This window comes from Bordetella saccharivorans, from assembly GCF_045862855.1.
GTDB lineage: Bacteria > Pseudomonadota > Gammaproteobacteria > Burkholderiales > Burkholderiaceae_B > Bordetella_A > Bordetella_A petrii_F.
Genome location: NZ_BAAFZO010000001.1, coordinates 3421976 through 3439582 on the forward strand (window position 1 = coordinate 3421976; position 17607 = coordinate 3439582).

Sequence of the window (17607 nt, forward strand, 5' to 3'; positions counted from 1 at the left end):
CCGCCTACCTGGCGTAGACCAGGTCCCGCAGCCCCAGCGACAGCCCGGGCCAGTAGGTAATGACCATCAGGCAGGCGATCACCACCAGCACGAACGGGATCAGCGGCCGGATCAGGCGCTCCAGCGGCAGCTTGGCGACCGCGCAGGCGGCGAACAGGTTCACGCCGAAGGGCGGGGTGATCATGCCCAGCGCCAGGTTCACGACCATGATGACGCCGAAGTGCACCGGCTCGACGCCGAACTGCATCGCCACCGGCAAGAGCAGCGGCGCCAGCACCACCACCGAGGCGGAGGTCTCGATGAACATGCCGATGACGAACAGCGCCGCATTGATGCCCAGCAGGAACGCGGTCTTGTCGTGGAACAGCTGCGCCAGCCAGGTGCCCAGCGCATCGGGCACGCCGGCGCGATTGAGGAGAAAGCTGAACACGCCGGCATTGGCGATGACGAACATGATCACGGACGTGGACACCACCGAGCGGTGCAGCGTGCCGGTCAGCGCGCGGAAACTGAGCTTGCGGTAGACGAACTTGCCGATGACCACGGCGTACACCACGGCCACCACCGAGGCCTCGGTCGGCGTGAACACGCCGCCGTAGATGCCGCCCAGGATGATCACCGGCATCAGCAGCGCCAGCCAGGCGCGCTTGAAGGCCGGCCACAAGGGCAGGCGGCCGTCGCCATCCTGCTTGCCCAGGCCGTTGCGCTTGGCATACAGCCATACGTACAGCATCAGCGCCGCGCTGATCAGGATGCCGGGCATGACGCCGGCGATGAACAGTTCGCCGGTGGAGGTGTCGGTCGACACGGCGAACAGGATCATCGGGATGGAAGGGGGGATGATCACGCCCAGTTCCGCCGCGCTGGCCTGCAGCGAGGCGGCGAACGGGGCAGGGTAGCCGTGCCGCACCATGGCCGGGATCAGGATCGCGCCGACGGCGAACGTGGTGGCCACGCTGGAGCCGGCCACCGCGGCGAAGATCATGCAGGTCAGCACGCAGGTGCAGGCCAGGCCGCCCTGGATGCCGCCGACCACGCTCTTGGCGAATTCGACCATGCGGTCCGAGATGCCGCCGGCTTCCATCAGGTTGCCGGCCAGGATGAAGAACGGCACGGCCACCAGCGGGTACTTGTCCAGCGCGGCATAGAGCTGTTGCGCCACCACCAGCCAGGGCAGCCCGCCCAGCGACACCCCGGTCAGCGCCGCCAGCCCGATTGCGACCGCCACGGGCACTGACAGCCCGAAGAAGATCAGCATCGTCAAAATCATCAATTGGGACATGGCAATTTGCCTACGGTCAGTATGTCTTGGTCTTGGTTGCTCTGCGGGCCGCCCGCGTCGCAAGAAGCGGGGCGTCAGCCTTGCGCGTCATTGCGCACCGGCGCGGGCTCGTCCGCGCCCAGCAGCCAGCGCGCCAGCACGGCGATGGCCGCCAGCGAGGCGCCCACCGGGATGGCCAGGTAGATCCAGGAAATGGAAATGTTCAGGCTGGGCACGTTCTGGAAGCGCACCCGATAGGTCATGTTGCCGCCGATCCAGGCCAGGAATACCAGGAACGCCACGCAAATGATGGCGATCAGGTGTTCCAGCAGGCGCCGGCGGCGGCCGTGCAGCAGGTTGTGCAGCACCTCCACGCTGATCATCGCGCCGTGGCGGAACGCCAGCGCGATGCCCAGCAGCACGGTCCAGATCAACAGCGCGCGCGTCAGCACCTCGCTCCAGTCCGAGGGCGCCTGCAGCACGAAGCGGGCGATGACCTGGTAGAAAGCGGCCGCGGCGGCGGCGACCAGCAGGATCTGGGCGATGGCCGAGACGCCCTTGAACAGGGCGCGTTCGGCAAGACGGAGCAGGCGCATGGTGAAGTCCGGATGCGGAAGGGATGGGAAAGCCGGCCGGGCCGCATGCGGCGGCCTGGCCGGCCGGACGGCCGCCCTTACTTGGTGGCGCGGATCGCTTCGATCAGCTGCTTGTCGTACTTCTTGTAGTACTCGGCGTAGGCCGGCTCGACGGCGGCCGCGAAGGCGTCGCGGTCGACATCGGTGGTGACCTGCATGCCTTCCTTGCGCAGTTGCTCGACGCCGGTCTTCTCGATGTTGTCGACGTAGTCGCGCATGGCCTGGGCCGAAGCCTTGCCGGCCTGCTGGAAGTTGGCCTTTTCGGCGTCGGACAGGCCTTCATAGACGCTGGCGGACATCAGCACCAGCGCCGGGCCGTACACGTGGCCCGTCAGCGACAGGTATTTCTGCAACTGCGACAGCTTGGCCGAGGTAATCACCGACAGCGGGTTCTCCTGGCCGTCGATGGTGCCCTGCTGCAGGGCGGTGGCCACTTCGGGCCAGGCCATGGGGGTGGGCAGGATGCCGATGGCGCGGAAGGCGGCGATGTGGATCGGGTTCTCGGTGGTGCGGATCTTCAGGCCCTTGGCGTCGGCCGGCGTCTTGACCGGGCGCACGTTATTGGTCAGGTGCCGGAAGCCTTGCTCGCCCCAGGCCAGCGCGATGATGCCGCGATCGGGGAACTTGGCCAGCATGTCCTGGCCGATCTTGCTGTCGAGCACCTTGCGGGCATGCTGCAGATCGCGCAGCAGGAACGGGATGTCGAACACGCCGGTCTCGGGCACGAAGTTCAGGGTGGCGCCGGTGGAGACGATGGCCAGGTCGATGGTGCCGATCTGCAGGCCCTCGATGACCTCGCGTTCGCCGCCCAGCGCGCTGTTGGCGAACTGCTGCACCTTGTACTTGCCGTTGCTGGCAGCCTCGATCGACTTGGCGAAGGCTTCCGCGCCGGCTCCGTAGTGCGACGAGGTGGACAGCGCGTACGCCATCTTCAGCGTATTCTGGGCGGCTGCGGGCAGCGCGGCGGTGGCGGCGCAGGCAGCCAGGAGGGTGGCGGCAAGCCAGGACTTACGCATGGTGTCTTCTCCAGTGAACAAATATTGGTATTGGCGGTCGCATGTTACGCCCAGGCCGCATGATAGCGGGATTCCCCTGACAAACAGACCTTTGGTTACCATTGCAAAATGATGGATTTCCCTGATTCTTCCTGCCGCGCGCGGCCAGGCCTGGCCGCCGCGCTGCGCCAGGGCGCGCGCATGATGATGCGCGACGCCCGCGCCGGCGAGCTGCGCCTGCTGGTGCTGGCGCTGGTGGTGGCGGTGGCGGCGGTGGCCAGCGTCGGCTTCCTGGCCGACCGGGTCGGCCGCGCGCTCGAGCGCGATGCCAGCCAGATGCTGGGCGCCGACCTGGTGCTCGACGCCGACGAGCCGATCGCGGCCGGGTTCTTCGACGCGGCGCGCCAGCGCGGCCTGGAAGTGGCGCGCACCCTGCAGTTCCCCTCGATGGCCAGCGCCGGCGACGGCGCCCAACTGGTATCGCTCAAGGCGGTCGAACCGGGCTACCCGCTGCGCGGCAGCCTGCGCGTGGCCGAGGCGCCCTATGCCGAGGGCGCGCCCACGCGCGACATCCCCGCGCCCGGCACCGTATGGGCCGACCCGCAGCTGCTGGCCCTGCTGAACATCGAGGTCGGCGACACCATCGGCCTCGGCGACAGCCGGCTGCGCGTGGCGCGCGTCATTACCTACGAGCCCGATCGCGGCATGCAGTTCGTCAATGTGGCGCCGCGGGTCATGATGCGGGCCGACGACCTGCCCGCCACCGGCCTGGTCACGCTCGGCAGCCGCGTCGACTACGCCCTGCTGGCCGCCGGCGAGCCCGATGCCGTGGCCGATTACTCGGCCTGGCTGGGCCAGAACCTGCAGCGCGGCCAGAAACTGGCCACGCTGGAGTCGGGCCGCCCCGAGGTGCGCCGCACCCTGGATCGCGCCCAGCGCTTCCTGTCGCTGGTGGCGCTGCTGGCGGTGCTGATCTCCGCGGTCGCCGTGGCGCTGGCGGCGGGCCGCTTCATGGTGCGCCACCGCGACGGCATCGCGGTCATGCGCTGCCTGGGGGCCGTCCAGGCGCAGATCACCCGCATGCTGGTGCTGGAATTCACCCTGGTGGGGCTGGCGGCGTCGGCGGCCGGCTGCCTGCTGGGCTATGTGGTGCACGAAGGGTTGGTGGCGGCCCTCGGCAGCCTCATCGATACCCAATTGCCGCCGCCGTCGGCCGTGCCGGCGCTGCAGGGGCTGGTCACCGGCGTGTTGCTGCTGCTGGGCTTTGCCTTGCCCGCGCTGGCGCAATTGCGCCACGTGCCGCCCGCCCGCGTGCTGCGCCGCGACGCCGACACCCTGCGGGCGCGTGGCGCGGCCGGCTACGCCCTGGGCGCGGCGGGCTTCGCGCTGCTGATCTGGTGGTTCGCCGGCAATGCGCGCCTGGGCGCGGTGGTGGCGGGCGGCTTCCTGGGCGCGTTCGCGCTGTTCGCGCTGGTGGCCTGGCTGTGCGTGCTGGGGTTGGCGCGGCTGCGCGGGCTGGCGGCCGGCCTGCCGGCGCTGCGCTTCGCGCTGGCCGGCGTGGTGCGCCGCCGCGCCGCCACCATTACGCAAGTATGCGCGCTGGCGGTGGGCCTGATGGCGCTGCTGCTGCTGGCCATGACCCGCACCGACCTGGTGGCGGGCTGGCAGCGCACCCTGCCGCCGGACGCGCCCAACCGCTTCCTGATCAACATCCAGCCCGACCAGCGCCAGCCGGTGCTCGACTTCCTGGCCGGCCACGGCTTGCGGGACGTCACGCTGTGGCCGATGGTGCGCGGCCGCCTGGTGGCGGTCGACGGACGGCCCGTGGGGCCGGCCGACTACGACGAGCCGCGCGCCAAGCGCCTGGTGGACCGCGAATTCAACCTGTCGTACGGCGCGGCCCTGCCGGCCGACAACCGCATCACGCAGGGCCGCTGGCTCGACCCCGGCGCGGCCGAGGTCTCGCTCGAGGCGGGCCTGGCCGAATCGCTGCGGCTGGCGGTCGGCGACAAGCTCACCTTCGACGTCGCCGGCCAGCAGGTCGAGGTCGCGGTCACCAGCATCCGCACCGTGGACTGGGATTCCATGCACGTCAATTTCTTCGCGGTGCTGTCGCCCGCCGCGCTGCAGGACATGCCGCAGAGCTGGATCACCTCGTTCCACCTGCCGGCCGGCCAGGCCGCCTTGCCGCGCGAACTGCTGCGGCAGTTCCCCAACCTGACCGTATTCGACGTGGGCTCCATCCTGAACCAGTTGCAATCGGTGCTGGACCAGGTCGTCATGGCGGTGCAGCTGCTGTTCGTGTTCACCCTGGCGGCGGGGGTGCTGGTGCTGTCGGCCGCGCTCACCGCCACCCGCGACGAGCGCGTGCGCGAAGCCGCCGTGCTGCGGGCGCTGGGCGCCACCCGCAACCAGTTGGCGCGCGCCCAGCGGCTGGAAGTGCTGGCGGTCGGCGGGCTGGCCGGCCTGCTGGCGGCGGCCGGCGCCAGCGCCGTCGCCTGGGCGCTGTCGTCCTTCGTATTCGATTTCCGTATCACCCTGAGCGCCTGGCCGTGGCTGGCCGGCGTGGGCGTCGGCATGGCGGCCGCCTGGGCCGGGGCCGCGCTGGCCCTGCGCGGCGTGCTGCGCGCGCCGCCCCTGCTTACCCTGCGAGAAGCCTGATGACCTCCACCCGCGTGCAACCCACGGTCGAATCCCTGCAGACCTCCGCCACGCTGTTCGACACCCTGGGTGGCGAACCGGCGATCCGCGCGCTGGTCGACCGCTTCTACGACCTGATGGATCTCGAGCCGGACCTCGCGGCCTTGCGCGCCGCCCACGGCCCCAGCCTGGACTCGGCGCGCGACAAGCTGTTCCTGTTCCTGTGCGGCTATTTCGGCGGGCCCAATTACTACATCGAGCGTTATGGGCACCCGCGCCTGCGGGCCCGCCACCTGCCGTTTTCCATCGGACGCGTCGAGCGCGACCAGTGGCTGGCCTGCATGGGGCGCGCCATGCAGGACCAGGGCCTGGAACCGGAACTCATCGACCGCCTGCTGGCGGCGTTCTACGGCGTGGCCGACTGGATGCGCAATCGTGACGACTGATCCCCCGCCGCAGGTGGAGCCGCACGCGCGGCGCCTGGCCTGGGCCGACCCCCCGGCCGGCGCGATGCTGTGCGATGCGCGCCTGGGCGCGGCCGGCCCGCAATGGCTGGATCCGAGCTGGTACGGCGAGCGGGCCCGCCCGGTGGACGCGGGCGGGCGCCAGTCGGCCTGGTTCGTGCATGCCGAGGGCTGGCAGGGGGTGCTGCGGCGCTACCGGCGCGGCGGGCTGGCCGCGCGGGTCAGCCGCGACGCCTACCTGTGGCAGGGCGAGGCCCGCACCCGCAGCTTTCGCGAGTTCCGCCTGCTGGCGCTGTTGCGCGAGCGCGGCCTGAACGTGCCGGCACCGCTGGCGGCGGCGTACTGGCGCCACGGCGCGACCTATCGCGCCGCGATCCTGGTCGAGCGCATTCCCCATGCGCGGCCGCTGGCGCATCTGCTCGACGAGCCGGCCTGGGAGGCGGCCGCCGGGGCCATCGCGGCCATGCATCGGCAGGGCGTATGGCACGCCGACCTGAACGCGTTCAACATCCTGCTCGACGACCAGGGCCGCGCCTGGCTGATCGACTTCGACCGCGGCACCGCCGGCGGCGTGTCCGGGCGCGCCCGGCGCGCCAACCTGGCGCGGCTGCGGCGCTCGCTGGAGAAAGTGGGGGGGGCGGCCGGGCTGGCTTTCTGGGAACGCCTGGACCAGGCCTACCGGGCCTGCCTGGATTAGCCGGGCGCGGCCCCAGCCGGCAAACCCGCGGGCGCAAGGCGTCTTTGCGGGCCGGCAGGCACGGCGCAAAAACCACGGTTTCTGCGCCGTTCTCTGGACAACGCCCCGTAAAAAGGCTTTATTATTTTGCCCTTTGGCAAATTTCGCACTAGGCAAGGCAAGGGGCTCGCGATGAAGATCAAGCCGGGAATGCAATGGGCGCTGGGCGCGGCGCTGGCCGCGGCGGCGGTATCGGGCGCCGCGGCGCAGGACAAGGTCGTCAACGTCTATAACTGGGCCGAATACACGGCGCCCGACACGATCCCGGGGTTCGAGCGCGAAACCGGCATCAAGGTGCGCTACGACGTCTACGACAACAACGACACCCTGCAGGCCAAGCTGCTGACCGGTAAGTCGGGCTACGACGTGGTGGTGCCGTCCACGCACTACGCCTCGCGCCAGATCGAGGCCGGCCTGTACCAGAAACTCGACAAGTCCAAGATCCCCAACTGGAAGAACCTGGACCCGGACATCATGGCGCTGGTGGCGTCCGTCGACCCCGGCAACGAACACGTCATCCCGTGGGGCTACGGCACCAATGGCCTGGGCTACAACGTCACCAAGGTCAAGCAGATCATGGGGCAGGACGCCGACCTGGGCAACTGGGACATGCTGTTCAAGCCCGAGAACGCCGCCAAGCTGAAGGACTGCGGCATCTCGGTGCTGGACGAGGCCGCGCAGGTGTTCCCGGCGGTGCTCAAGTACCTGGGCAAGGATCCCAACAGCGACAACCCGGACGACTACAAGGCCGCGCTCGACCTGCTCAAGCAGATCCGGCCGTACATCCGCCAGTTCAGCTCGTCGGGCTACATCGACGAGCTGGCCGTGGGCGACCTGTGCATGGTCTACGGCTTCTCGGGGGATGTGATGATCTCCCGCAAGCGCGCGCAGGACGCCAAGCGTCCCTACGAAATCAACTACTTCATCCCGAAGGGCGGGGCGCCCGCCTGGTTCGACGTGATGGCCATCCCCAAGGACGCGCCGCACCCCGAGGCCGCCCATGCGTTCATCAACTACATCGAGACGCCCAAGGTGCATGCCGCCATCACCAACACCATGTTCTACCCGAACGCCAACAAGGCGGCGCGCGAGTTCGTGGTGAAGGACGTGGCCGACAATCCCATGATCTACCCGCCGGCGGACGTGGCCAAGACGCTCTATGTGATCAAGGCCCAGCCCCTGAAAATCCAGCGCCTGCAGACCCGCATGTGGGCCGAACTGAAGTCCGGACGATAGCCATCATGAGCGAAAGCCGTTACGCGGCGCAGCATTCGGCCGACCCCGACGAATTCGTCCGGGTGGCCGACCTGGTCAAGATCTTCGGCGACGTGGTCGCCGTGCGCTCGGTCAACCTGGCGGTGCGCCGCAACGAGATCTTCGCGCTGCTGGGCAGTTCCGGCTGCGGCAAGTCCACGCTGCTGCGCATGCTGGCCGGCTTCGAGGAAGTCACCTCGGGCCAGATCGTGCTCGACGGCGAGGACATCACCAGCGTGCCGCCGTACCGGCGCCCGGTCAACATGATGTTCCAGTCGTACGCGCTGTTCCCGCACATGACGGTCGAGGCCAACGTGGCCTTCGGCCTCAAGCAGGAAGGGGTGGACCGCGCCGAGATCCACGACCGCGTGTTCGAGGCGCTCGACCTGGTCCAGATGGCCGGCTATTCGCGCCGCAAGCCCCACCAGCTGTCGGGCGGCCAGCAGCAGCGCGTGGCGCTGGCGCGCAGCCTGGTCAAGCGGCCCAAGCTCCTGCTGCTGGACGAGCCCATGTCGGCGCTCGACAAGCAGATCCGCCAGAAGACCCAGATCGAGCTGGTCAAGATCCTCGAGCAGGTGGGCGTCACCTGCATCATGGTCACGCACGACCAGGAAGAGGCCATGACCATGGCGCACCGCCTGGCCGTCATGACCGAAGGCCAGATCGTCCAGTGCGGCACGCCCCAGGACGTCTACGCCTTCCCGAATTCGCGCTTCGTGGCCGGCTTCATCGGCTCGACCAACCTGCTCACCGGCACCATCGTGGTCGACGAACCCGACCACGTCGCCATCGAGTGCGCCGAGCTGACCCGCCCGCTGTACGTCAGCCACGGCGTCAGCGAGCCGCTCGGCATGGAAGTGCATGTGTCGATCCGGCCCGAGCGCCTGGTGGTGTCGCGCACCCAGCCCGAAGGCGAGTACAACTGGGCCCACGGCATGGTCAGCCACATGGCCTGGATGGGCAGCTACGCGCTCTACCAGGTGCGGCTCGATTCCGGCAAGATCGTCGAGGCCAGCGTGCCCAGCCTGCAGCTGGCCCAGATCGACGCGCCGGGCATCGACGAGGAAATCTTCGTCAGCTGGGACGCCGACAGCGCGACGGTGCTGGCCTCATGAAGCCGTCCTCGCTGCGCGACTGGATGCCGTCCGGGCGCGCCCTGGCGGTGGCGCCGCCGTTCCTGTGGCTGGCGCTGTTCCTGCTGGTGCCGTTCCTGCTGGTGCTCAAGATCAGCTTCGCCGAGCTGCAGTTCGGCATCCCGCCCTACACGGCGCTGGCCGAGTTCAAGGACGAGGCCGTGCAGCTCAGCCTGCACCTGCGCGGGTACATTCTGCTGTTCACCGACAGCCTCTACCTGGCCACCTACCTGAATTCGCTGAAGATGGCGGCCGTCACCACGGTGTGCTGCGTGCTGATCGGCTATCCCATCGCGTACTACATCGCGCGCTCGTCGCCGGCGATACGCAATGTGCTGCTGCTGGGGGTGATCCTGCCGTTCTGGACTTCGCTCCTGCTGCGCGTCTATGCCTGGGTGGGCATCCTGCGCAACGACGGCCTGCTCAACAAGCTGCTGATGGGCCTGGGCATCATTTCCAGCCCGCTGGAAATCTATCGCACCGACCTGGCGGTGTACATCGGCCTGGTCTACGCCTACCTGCCATTCTTCATCCTGCCGCTGTACGCCAATCTGGTGAAGATGGACCTGCGCCTGCTGGAGGCGGCCTACGACCTGGGCGCGCGGCCCTGGCAGGCGTTCTGGCGCATCACCGTGCCGCTGTCGCGCCCCGGCGTGATCGCCGGCGCCATGCTGGTGTTCATCCCGTCGGTGGGCGAGTACGTCATTCCGGAAATGCTGGGCGGGGCCGACACCCTGATGATGGGCCGCGTCATGTGGAACGAGTTCTTCAACAATGCCGACTGGCCCATGGCCTCGGCCGTGACTTGCGTGATGGTGCTGTTGCTGCTGGTGCCCCTGGCGCTGTTCCAGTACAACCAGGTGCGCCAGCAGGAAGCCCTGCAAAGGGGGCGCGCATGAAAGGGCCCAACAAGACCGCGCGCGGCCTGGCCCTGGGGCTGGGGTATTTCTTCTTGTATGCCCCCATCCTCAGCCTGATGGTCTTCTCGTTCAACGATTCGCCGCTGGTCACGTCCTGGAGCGGCTTCTCGCTGCGCTGGTACGGCTCGCTGCTGGACGACAGCGCGCTGCTCAGCGCCGCCTGGCTGTCGTTCAAGATCGCCGCCCTGACCGCCACCGCGGCGGTGGTCATCGGCACCTGGGCCGGCTACGTGCTGGGCCGCATGGGGCGGTTCCGCGGCTTCGCGCTGTACGTCGGCATGCTCAGCGCGCCCCTGGTCATTCCCGAGGTCGTGCTGGGCATCTCGCTGCTGCTGATGTTCGTCGAGATGCGCGGCGCGCTGGGCTGGCCGGCCGAGAACGGCGCGTTCACCATCTGGGTCGGCCACGTCACGCTCTGCATGGCGTTCGTCGCCGTGGTCATCCAGGCACGCATCCGCGACCTCGACCGCTCGCTCGAAGAGGCCGCGCTGGATCTCGGCGCCACGCCCCTGACCGTGTTCTTCCGCATCACCCTGCCGCTGATCGCGCCGGCGCTGGTGTCGGCCTGGCTGCTGTCGTTCACCTTGTCGCTCGACGACGTGGTGCTGGCCTCGTTCCTGTCGGGGCCGGGCTCGACCACGCTGCCCATGGAAGTATTCTCGCGCGTGCGGCTGGGGCTCAAGCCCGAAGTCAACGCGCTGGCCACCCTGTTCATCCTGGCGGTGGGCACCTGCGTGATCCTGGTCAACCGCCTGCAACAGCGCAAGGAAGCAGATTCCAGATGAAGCCACAAGCTACCCTTTATGGCCTGAACAAGTGCAGCACCTGCGTCAAGGCGCGCGACTGGCTGTCCGCCCACGGCGTGGCGCACGAGTTCATCGATTACCGCGACCATCCCGTGCCGGCCGCCACGCTGAAGGCCTGGGCCGGCAAGGTGGGCGGCTGGGAAAAGCTGGTCAACCGCACCTCCATGACCTGGCGCAGCCTGTCCGAGGACCGCAAGGCGGCGCAGACCGACGCCGACTGGACCCGCCTCATCGCCGACTATCCCGCGCTGGTGCGCCGGCCGGTCACCGTCACGCCCGACGGCGAAGTCACGGTCGGCTTCTCGGAAAAGCGCTACGGCGAGCGCTTCGCCTGAAGATGGCCGCCGCTTCCGCCCGGCCGCGCGCCGCCGCGCGACGCGGTAAAGCCCCCGGGCCCGCGTTGCCGGACAGCTTCTTCGACCGCGATCCGGCCCAGCTGGCGCGCGAGCTGCTGGGCAAGGTGATCCGGCGGCGCCTGGACGGCCTGTGGCTGTCGGCCCGCATCATCGAGACCGAAGCCTATTACCTCGCCGAAAAGGGCAGCCACGCCTCGCTGGGCTATACCCACAAGCGCCGCGCCCTGTTCATGGACGGCGGCACCGTGTACATGTATTACGCGCGCGGCGGCGACTCGCTGAATTTCAGCGCGGGCGGCCCGGGCAATGCGGTGCTGATCAAGTCGGGCCATCCCTGGGTCGACGAAATCTCGGGGCCGGACGCGCTGGCCCGCATGCAGGCGCTCAATCCGGATGCGCGCGGCCTGCCCAGGCCGCCGGCGCGGCTGTGCGCCGGGCAGACGCTGCTGTGCCGCGCGCTGGGCCTGAAAGTGCCCGACTGGGACGCGCGCCGCTTCGACCCGGCCGAATTCTTCGTCGAGGATGTCGGCCAGGCTCCCGAGCGGTTGGTCTGCACCACGCGCCTGGGCATCCCGGCAGGCCGCGACGAGCACCTGCGCTATCGGTTCGTGGACCCTGCCTACGCGGCCTTCTGCACGCGCAATCCGTTGCGGCGCGGCCAGCAGCCGGGCCGCGACTACGACTGGATGGACCGCTACGGGGCGATCCTGGCCTGAGCGGCCCGCGCCTCGTCGTGCTGGCGCTGCAGGCGGGCGCGCCATTGCGCGTACTTGCGGTGCATGCGGCGCTTGTTCAAGCGCTTGCTCCAGGCGTACAGGGGGATGAGCGGCAGCACGCCGAAGCCGTCGATCAGGTACATGCCGGGCTTGCCGTCGGCATTGCGGCCCAGGGCGATGTTCTTGGCGGACATGTCGCTGATCACGATGTGCGCGTCGATCAGGTCCTCGAAGAACGCATCGAGCCGGTCGCTGAGCTCCGCGCCGATGCCGTCGCGCGCGATGACCTGCGCCAGGGTGGGCGCCAGCCCGCCGTCCTCGCCGGTGATTTTCTCGACCAGCTGGCCCAGCCCCAGGGTGGTCTGCGCCAGGCCGACCACGCGCGCCATGGGCACGTTCCAGACGCCCGACGGCACGGTGGTGGTGGTGACGTATTCGGCCAGTTCGTCGAGATACACGCGATAGGCGCTTTCACGCTGGAACTGCTTGTAGAAGCGCTTGAACGGCTTGCGTTCCAGGTAGGCCGCGTAGGCCTCGGTGTTGATGACCTTGATCAGCAGCGAGGGTTCGTTGGGATGCTGGAACACGTAGCGGTCGGCGCCCCTGGCCAATACCTGCGCGCCCGCCAGGTCGAGCGGCCCGAACACCGCGGCGTAGCCGGCTGACGGCGCCGTCGCGGGCGGCAGCAGGTCGAGCTGGCGGGCCGGGCCGCGGCCGCCGTGCGGAGCGGCGGACAGGGTAGAGGGGTCGTGTTGCACAATAATGTCGGCGGGCGGTTCTCGTTGTCCTGCGATTGTCGAAGTTACGGGGGTTTTGCGCAACTTGGCGCCCAGGCGTCGGCGCCGGCCCGCCTACAATGCCGCTTTCAGGAGAATGCCCTTGATCGAAGCCTTGCCCTGGATCGCCGCCGCGGCGGCCGTGGCGACCCTGCTGGTCGCCGTGGGCCTGTGGCTGCGTCCGCCCGCCGACCCGCGCGTGACGCGGCTGTTCGACGAAATGGAACGCCTGGAACGGGCCCTGCGCGCGGGCCTGGACGAAAGCCATCGCGGACTGCGCAGCGAGTTCGCCGAATCCACCCGCGGCGTGCGGGCCGAACTGGCGCAAGGGCACGAGGCGCTGCGCGGGGCGCTGGCGCGCGATGCGCTGGCCGCGCGCACGGAGTATGCGGATTCGCTGGCGCGTTTCGCCGCGCAGTTCGGCGAGCGGCTCGAGGGGCTGGTGGCGCTCAACGACCGCCGCATGCAGGAAGTGCGCCACACGGTCGACCAGCGGCTGCAGGCGCTGCAGGCCGATAACGGCGCCCGGCTCGATGAAATGCGCCGCACTGTCGACGAGAAACTCCACGCCACGCTGGAGCAACGCCTGGGCGAGTCGTTCAGACTGGTCTCCGACCGCCTGGAGGCCGTGCACAAGGGCCTGGGCGAAATGCAGTCGCTGGCCGCCGGCGTGGGCGACCTCAAGCGCGTGCTCACCAATGTGAAATCGCGCGGCACCTGGGGCGAAGTGCAACTGGCGCGGCTGATCCAGGACACCATGACGGCCGAGCAATACGCCGCCAACGTCAAGCCCGTGCCGGGCAGCGACGCCGTGGTCGAGTTCGCCATCCGGCTGCCGGGCCGCGAGGCCGGGGCCGAGCCGGTCTGGCTGCCGATCGACGCCAAGTTTCCCAAGGAAGAGTACGAGCGCCTCATGGAGGCCCACGACGCCGCCGACCCCGACGGCGAACGCGCTGCCGGCGCCGCGCTGGCGCGCGCCGTCGAGCTGCAGGCGCGCCAGATCGCGGCCAAGTATGTCGCGCCGCCTTACACCACCGATTTCGCCATCATGTTCCTGCCCACCGAGGGCTTGTACGCCGAAGTGCTGCGGCGGCCCGGCCTGCTCGACAAGCTGCAGGGACTGCGCGTCAATGTGGCCGGGCCGAGCAACCTGGCCGCCATGCTCAACAGCCTGCAGATGGGGTTCCGCACGCTGGCCATCGAACAGCGCTCCTCCGAGGTGTGGCAGGTGCTGCGCGCGGTCAAGACCGAGTTCGCCAAGTTCGGCGATTCCCTGGCCAGCGTGAAGAAGAGCCTGGAGTCCGCCAGCAACAAGCTGGGGCAGACCGAAGTGCGCACGCGGGCCATGCTGCGCAACCTGAAGACCGTCGAGGCGCTGCCCGATAGCGACGCCGAGCGCTTGCTGGGGCCGGCGGCGCCGGCGGGCGACGAAGAGGCCTGACGCGGCCCTGGCGCGCATGCCCGATACCCGGGCGATGCTTGCGCCGCCACATCAAAAGTGCTAACGGTGAAGTCTATCGTTGCGCCGCGCCGGAGGCCGCCATGCCGTCGTTCCAGACCCACGCCGTCTTCAACCAGGTCGCGCCCCTGGAGGACTATTCGCTGTACGACACGGACACGGTGCTGCAGGAGGCGGTGCAGCGCGAAGGCGCGGCCGCCTGGGCCAACGGCTTGCGCGAGCACGGGGCCTGGCTGGGGGGGGCGCCCACGCTGGCCGCCGCGGCGCAGGCCAACCGCCTGCCGCCGCGCTGGCAAGGCTACGACCGCAATGGCCATCGGGTCGACCAGGTAGAGTTCGACGGCGCCTGGCACGCCTTGCTGACGGGCATCGTGGCGCGCGGCCTGCACAGCCGCGCCTGGCTGCAGCCCGAGCCAGGGGCGCAGGCGGCGCGCGCGGCGGCGTACTTGATGCAGGGCCAGGTCGAGGCCGGCACCCTGTGTCCCACCACCATGACGTTCGCCGCCGTCCCGCTGCTGCAAGCCGAGCCGGCCGGCGCCATCGATTTCGCGCGCGACTGGCTGCCGGCGCTGGGCTCGGCCGACTACGACCCCGTCGACGCGCCCCTGCCCGGCAAGCGCGGCGCCCTGGTCGGCATGGGCTTGACGGAGAAGCAGGGCGGCTCGGACCTGCGCGCCATTACCACGCAAGCGGTCGCGGAGGGCCGGGGCGGGCGCGGCGCGGCCTACCGGCTGACCGGGCACAAATGGTTCTATTCCGTGCCGCACGCCGACGCGCACCTGGTGCTGGCCAATACGGACGCGGGCCCCGGCTGCTTCTTCGTGCCGCGCTGGACGCCCGACGGCCCGCGCAATTCGGTGCGCATCCGCCGCTTGAAAGACAAGCTGGGCAACCGCAGCAACGCCAGCGGCGAAGTGGAGTTCGAGCAAGCGTGGGGCATGCTGATGGGCGAGCCCGGGCGGGGCTTGCCGCTGCTCTTGCAGATGGCCGCCACCACCCGCCTGGACTGCGTGCTGGGCAGCGCCGCGCTGCTGCGCCAGGCCGTGGCGCAGGCCTGCCATCATGCGGGGCAGCGCCAGGCTTTTGGCCGCGCGCTGGCCAGCCAGCCGTTGATGCGCCAGGTGCTGGCCGACCTGGCGCTGGAAAGCGAGGCGGCCACCGTCTGGGCCATGCGGCTGGCCCGCGCGGTGGATGAGCGCGGCGACGCCGGCGCGCGCGCCCTGGTGCGGGTCGGGACGCCGGCGGCCAAGCTGTGGGTGTGCAAGCGCGCCATTGCCGCCATCGGCGAGTGCATGGAAGTCTGGGGCGGCAACGGCTATGTGGAAGAAGACGGTCCGCTGCCGCGGCTGTATCGCGAAGCGCCCGTGAATTCCATCTGGGAAGGGTCGGGCAATATCATGGCGCTGGATGTGCAGCGCGCCCTGCAGCGCGAGCCCGATTGCCTGGCCGCGCTGCAGGCCGAGCTGGAGCCGGCGCGCGGCGCCTGGGCCGCCTATGACCGCGCCTGGGACGATTGGCGGGCCGCGGCGGCCGCGCAAGCCGGGCAGCCTCCCGATCCGGCCCAGGCGCGCCGGGCGGCGGCCGAGCTGGCCCGGCTGTGGCAGGCCGCGCTGCTGATCCGCCACGCCCCGGCGGCCGTGGCCGACGCCTACGTGGCCAGCCGGCTGGCGTGTCCGGGCGGCATCGCCGGCGAGCTGCCGCCGGGCATCGACCTGGACGCCATCCTGGCGCGCGCCTGGCCGGGTATCTGCTAAATTGCTGCGCTGGCACTCATGAACCGCGCGCCCGGCGCGCCACCGCACCATGCTCACTCAGCAAGAACTCAAGCAGCAGGCCGCCGACGCGGCGCTGGCCCTGATCGAACCCTATATCGGCCCGGACGTCGTCATCGGCGTCGGCACCGGCTCCACGGCGGACCTGTTCATCGACGGGCTGGCCCGCTTCAAGGGGCGGCTGCGCGGCACGGTGGCCAGCTCCGAACGCAGCGCCGCCCGCCTGGCCGGCCACGGGCTGGCCGTACTGGACTTGAACGACGTGACGGCCATGCCGGTGTATGTCGATGGCGCCGACGAGATCGACGCCCGCCTGCACATGATCAAAGGTGGCGGCGGCGCGCTGACGCGCGAGAAGATCGTGGCCTCGGTGGCCGAGCGCTTCATCTGCATCGCCGACGAATCCAAGCTGGTCGAGCGCCTGGGCCGTTTTCCGCTGCCGATCGAGGTCATCCCCATGGCCCGCCAGGCGGTGGCGCGGGCGCTGGCGGCCCTGGGCGGCCAGCCGCGGCTGCGCGAGGGTTTCACCACCGACAACGGCAATGTCATCCTGGACGTGGCGGGCCTGCGCATCGACGACGCCCCCGGACTGGAAGCGGCCGTCAACAACCTGCCGGGCGTCGTCACCTGCGGGCTGTTCGCCCGCGCCGGCGCCGACGTGGCCCTGCTGGCCACCCAGGACGGGGTCCGGCGCCTGGACCGCGGCTAGGGCCCGTGCGCTCTAAAAGAGCCGGTGCCGGGCGGCGGCCCGGCGCGCGGCTTGCCGGTCTTCCGGGGGCGATTCATAATCCTGTCATACTCGAGTCATAACCTTGCGGGTCGGCGGGCCCCTCATCTCGCACCAGAAAGGGCAGTGCCATGAATACACCTACGCAGGGAGTCCGGATGACGGAGCACACCAACAAGCAATTCGACGCCGACCTGGAAAGCGTCCGTTCGCAGTTTCTGCAAATGGGCGGCGTGGTCGAGGCCATGATCCAGGAGTCGATCGACGCGGTTCCCACCGGCGACCTGGAACTGGTCGAAAAGGTGCGCGAACGCGAAAAGCAGGTCAACCGGCACGAAGTCGAGATCGACGAACGCATCAGCCTGATCCTGGCGCGCCACCAGCCCACGGCCATCGACCTGCGCACGCTGCTGGCAGTGTCCAAGATGCTCACCGACATGGAACGCTGCGGCGACGAGGCCGAGAAAATCGCCAACACCGTGCGCCGCATGTACGAGGCGGAGCAGCGCCACATCCCGGTCATCGAGCTGCGCCACATGGCCAACAGCGTCGGCCGCATGCTGCACAGCGTGCTGGATGCCTTCGCCCGGCTGGATCCGGTCCAGGCGGCGCAGGTAGTGCGCAGCGACAAGGAAGTCGACCGCGAATGGAAGGGGGCCCTGCGCAACCTGATCACCTACATGATGGAAGACCCGCGCACCATTTCGCGCGCCATCGACATGGTGTTCATCGCGCGCGCGCTCGAGCGCATCGGCGACCACGCCAAGAACATGGCCGAGCGGGTCATCTACATGGTGAAGGGCGCCGACGTGCGCCATACCGGCGTCAAGAACGCCGAGCGCCAGGCACGCGGCGAGGAAGACGAGCCGGCGCCGGCCCAGCAGCAACCGGCCGGCGAAGCCTGAGCGGCGGCCGCGCGGCTCGCGCCCATGCAAAGGCCGCCCCGTGGGGCGGCCT

Annotated in this window: 17 protein-coding genes; 13 read left to right on the top strand and 4 right to left on the bottom strand. The window is 69.6% G+C overall.

Annotated elements, in window-relative coordinates:
* Positions 1-4: 4 nt before the first annotated feature.
* From ACKTT0_RS16410 to ACKTT0_RS16420, 3 genes are all read right to left on the bottom strand, one after another.
* Positions 5-1282, bottom strand: a complete 1278-nt coding sequence (locus ACKTT0_RS16410; RefSeq protein ID WP_407850884.1) for a TRAP transporter large permease — start codon at positions 1280-1282, stop codon at positions 5-7.
* Positions 1283-1356: 74 nt separating this feature from the next.
* A complete protein-coding gene (locus ACKTT0_RS16415; protein WP_407850885.1) occupies positions 1357-1857 on the bottom strand; it encodes a TRAP transporter small permease in 501 nt (166 codons plus the stop codon).
* A gap of 77 nt (positions 1858-1934) precedes the next feature.
* Positions 1935-2912: a TRAP transporter substrate-binding protein gene (locus ACKTT0_RS16420; protein ID WP_407850886.1), complete on the bottom strand. Its 978-nt coding sequence runs from the start codon at positions 2910-2912 to the stop codon at positions 1935-1937.
* Between the two features lie 108 nt (positions 2913-3020).
* On the opposite strand from ACKTT0_RS16420, the gene ACKTT0_RS16425 reads away from it, so the two are divergent.
* The 9 genes from ACKTT0_RS16425 (at position 3021) to ACKTT0_RS16465 (ending at position 11916) form a co-directional block, all read left to right on the top strand.
* Positions 3021-5552: an ABC transporter permease gene (locus tag ACKTT0_RS16425; protein ID WP_407850887.1), complete on the top strand. Its 2532-nt coding sequence runs from the start codon at positions 3021-3023 to the stop codon at positions 5550-5552.
* Complete coding sequence (locus tag ACKTT0_RS16430; RefSeq protein ID WP_407850888.1) at positions 5552-5977, top strand: group II truncated hemoglobin; 426 nt, start codon at positions 5552-5554, stop codon at positions 5975-5977. Before ACKTT0_RS16425 ends, ACKTT0_RS16430 begins: the two co-directional genes overlap by 1 nt.
* A gap of 64 nt (positions 5978-6041) precedes the next feature.
* Positions 6042-6692: a 3-deoxy-D-manno-octulosonic acid kinase gene (locus ACKTT0_RS16435; protein WP_407852444.1), complete on the top strand. Its 651-nt coding sequence runs from the start codon at positions 6042-6044 to the stop codon at positions 6690-6692.
* 171 nt (positions 6693-6863) lie between these two features.
* On the top strand, positions 6864-7967 hold the full coding sequence (locus tag ACKTT0_RS16440; RefSeq protein WP_407850889.1) for a polyamine ABC transporter substrate-binding protein: 1104 nt from the start codon (positions 6864-6866) through the stop codon (positions 7965-7967).
* 5 nt (positions 7968-7972) lie between these two features.
* Positions 7973-9100: an ABC transporter ATP-binding protein gene (locus ACKTT0_RS16445; RefSeq protein WP_407850890.1), complete on the top strand. Its 1128-nt coding sequence runs from the start codon at positions 7973-7975 to the stop codon at positions 9098-9100.
* On the top strand, positions 9097-10017 hold the full coding sequence (locus ACKTT0_RS16450; protein ID WP_407850891.1) for an ABC transporter permease subunit: 921 nt from the start codon (positions 9097-9099) through the stop codon (positions 10015-10017). Before ACKTT0_RS16445 ends, ACKTT0_RS16450 begins: the two co-directional genes overlap by 4 nt.
* Complete coding sequence (locus tag ACKTT0_RS16455) at positions 10014-10823, top strand: ABC transporter permease subunit (RefSeq protein WP_407850892.1); 810 nt, start codon at positions 10014-10016, stop codon at positions 10821-10823. Before ACKTT0_RS16450 ends, ACKTT0_RS16455 begins: the two co-directional genes overlap by 4 nt.
* A complete protein-coding gene (locus tag ACKTT0_RS16460; protein WP_407850893.1) occupies positions 10820-11179 on the top strand; it encodes a Spx/MgsR family RNA polymerase-binding regulatory protein in 360 nt (119 codons plus the stop codon). The genes ACKTT0_RS16455 and ACKTT0_RS16460 overlap by 4 nt, the downstream gene beginning before the upstream one ends.
* 2 nt (positions 11180-11181) lie before the next feature.
* Positions 11182-11916 carry a DNA-3-methyladenine glycosylase gene (locus tag ACKTT0_RS16465; protein WP_407850894.1) on the top strand — a complete coding sequence of 245 codons (735 nt, stop codon included), beginning with the start codon at positions 11182-11184 and terminating at the stop codon, positions 11914-11916.
* Here the strand turns inward: ACKTT0_RS16465 and ACKTT0_RS16470 are convergent.
* Positions 11895-12605: a YrbL family protein gene (locus ACKTT0_RS16470; protein ID WP_407852445.1), complete on the bottom strand. Its 711-nt coding sequence runs from the start codon at positions 12603-12605 to the stop codon at positions 11895-11897. The genes ACKTT0_RS16465 and ACKTT0_RS16470 overlap by 22 nt on opposite strands.
* 184 nt (positions 12606-12789) lie before the next feature.
* On the opposite strand from ACKTT0_RS16470, the gene ACKTT0_RS16475 reads away from it, so the two are divergent.
* From ACKTT0_RS16475 to phoU, 4 genes are all read left to right on the top strand, one after another.
* The gene (locus ACKTT0_RS16475; RefSeq protein WP_407850895.1) at positions 12790-14133 is read left to right on the top strand and encodes a DNA recombination protein RmuC; all 1344 of its coding nucleotides are present in this window, start codon (positions 12790-12792) and stop codon (positions 14131-14133) included.
* Between the two features lie 101 nt (positions 14134-14234).
* Positions 14235-15905 (top strand): isovaleryl-CoA dehydrogenase, encoded by a 1671-nt coding sequence (locus ACKTT0_RS16480; RefSeq protein WP_407850896.1) that lies wholly within the window; start codon positions 14235-14237, stop codon positions 15903-15905.
* A gap of 49 nt (positions 15906-15954) precedes the next feature.
* A complete protein-coding gene (rpiA, locus tag ACKTT0_RS16485; RefSeq protein ID WP_407850897.1) occupies positions 15955-16632 on the top strand; it encodes a ribose-5-phosphate isomerase RpiA in 678 nt (225 codons plus the stop codon).
* A 176-nt stretch (positions 16633-16808) separates the two neighbouring features.
* Positions 16809-17555: a phosphate signaling complex protein PhoU gene (phoU, locus tag ACKTT0_RS16490; protein ID WP_407852446.1), complete on the top strand. Its 747-nt coding sequence runs from the start codon at positions 16809-16811 to the stop codon at positions 17553-17555.
* Positions 17556-17607 lie beyond the last annotated feature (52 nt).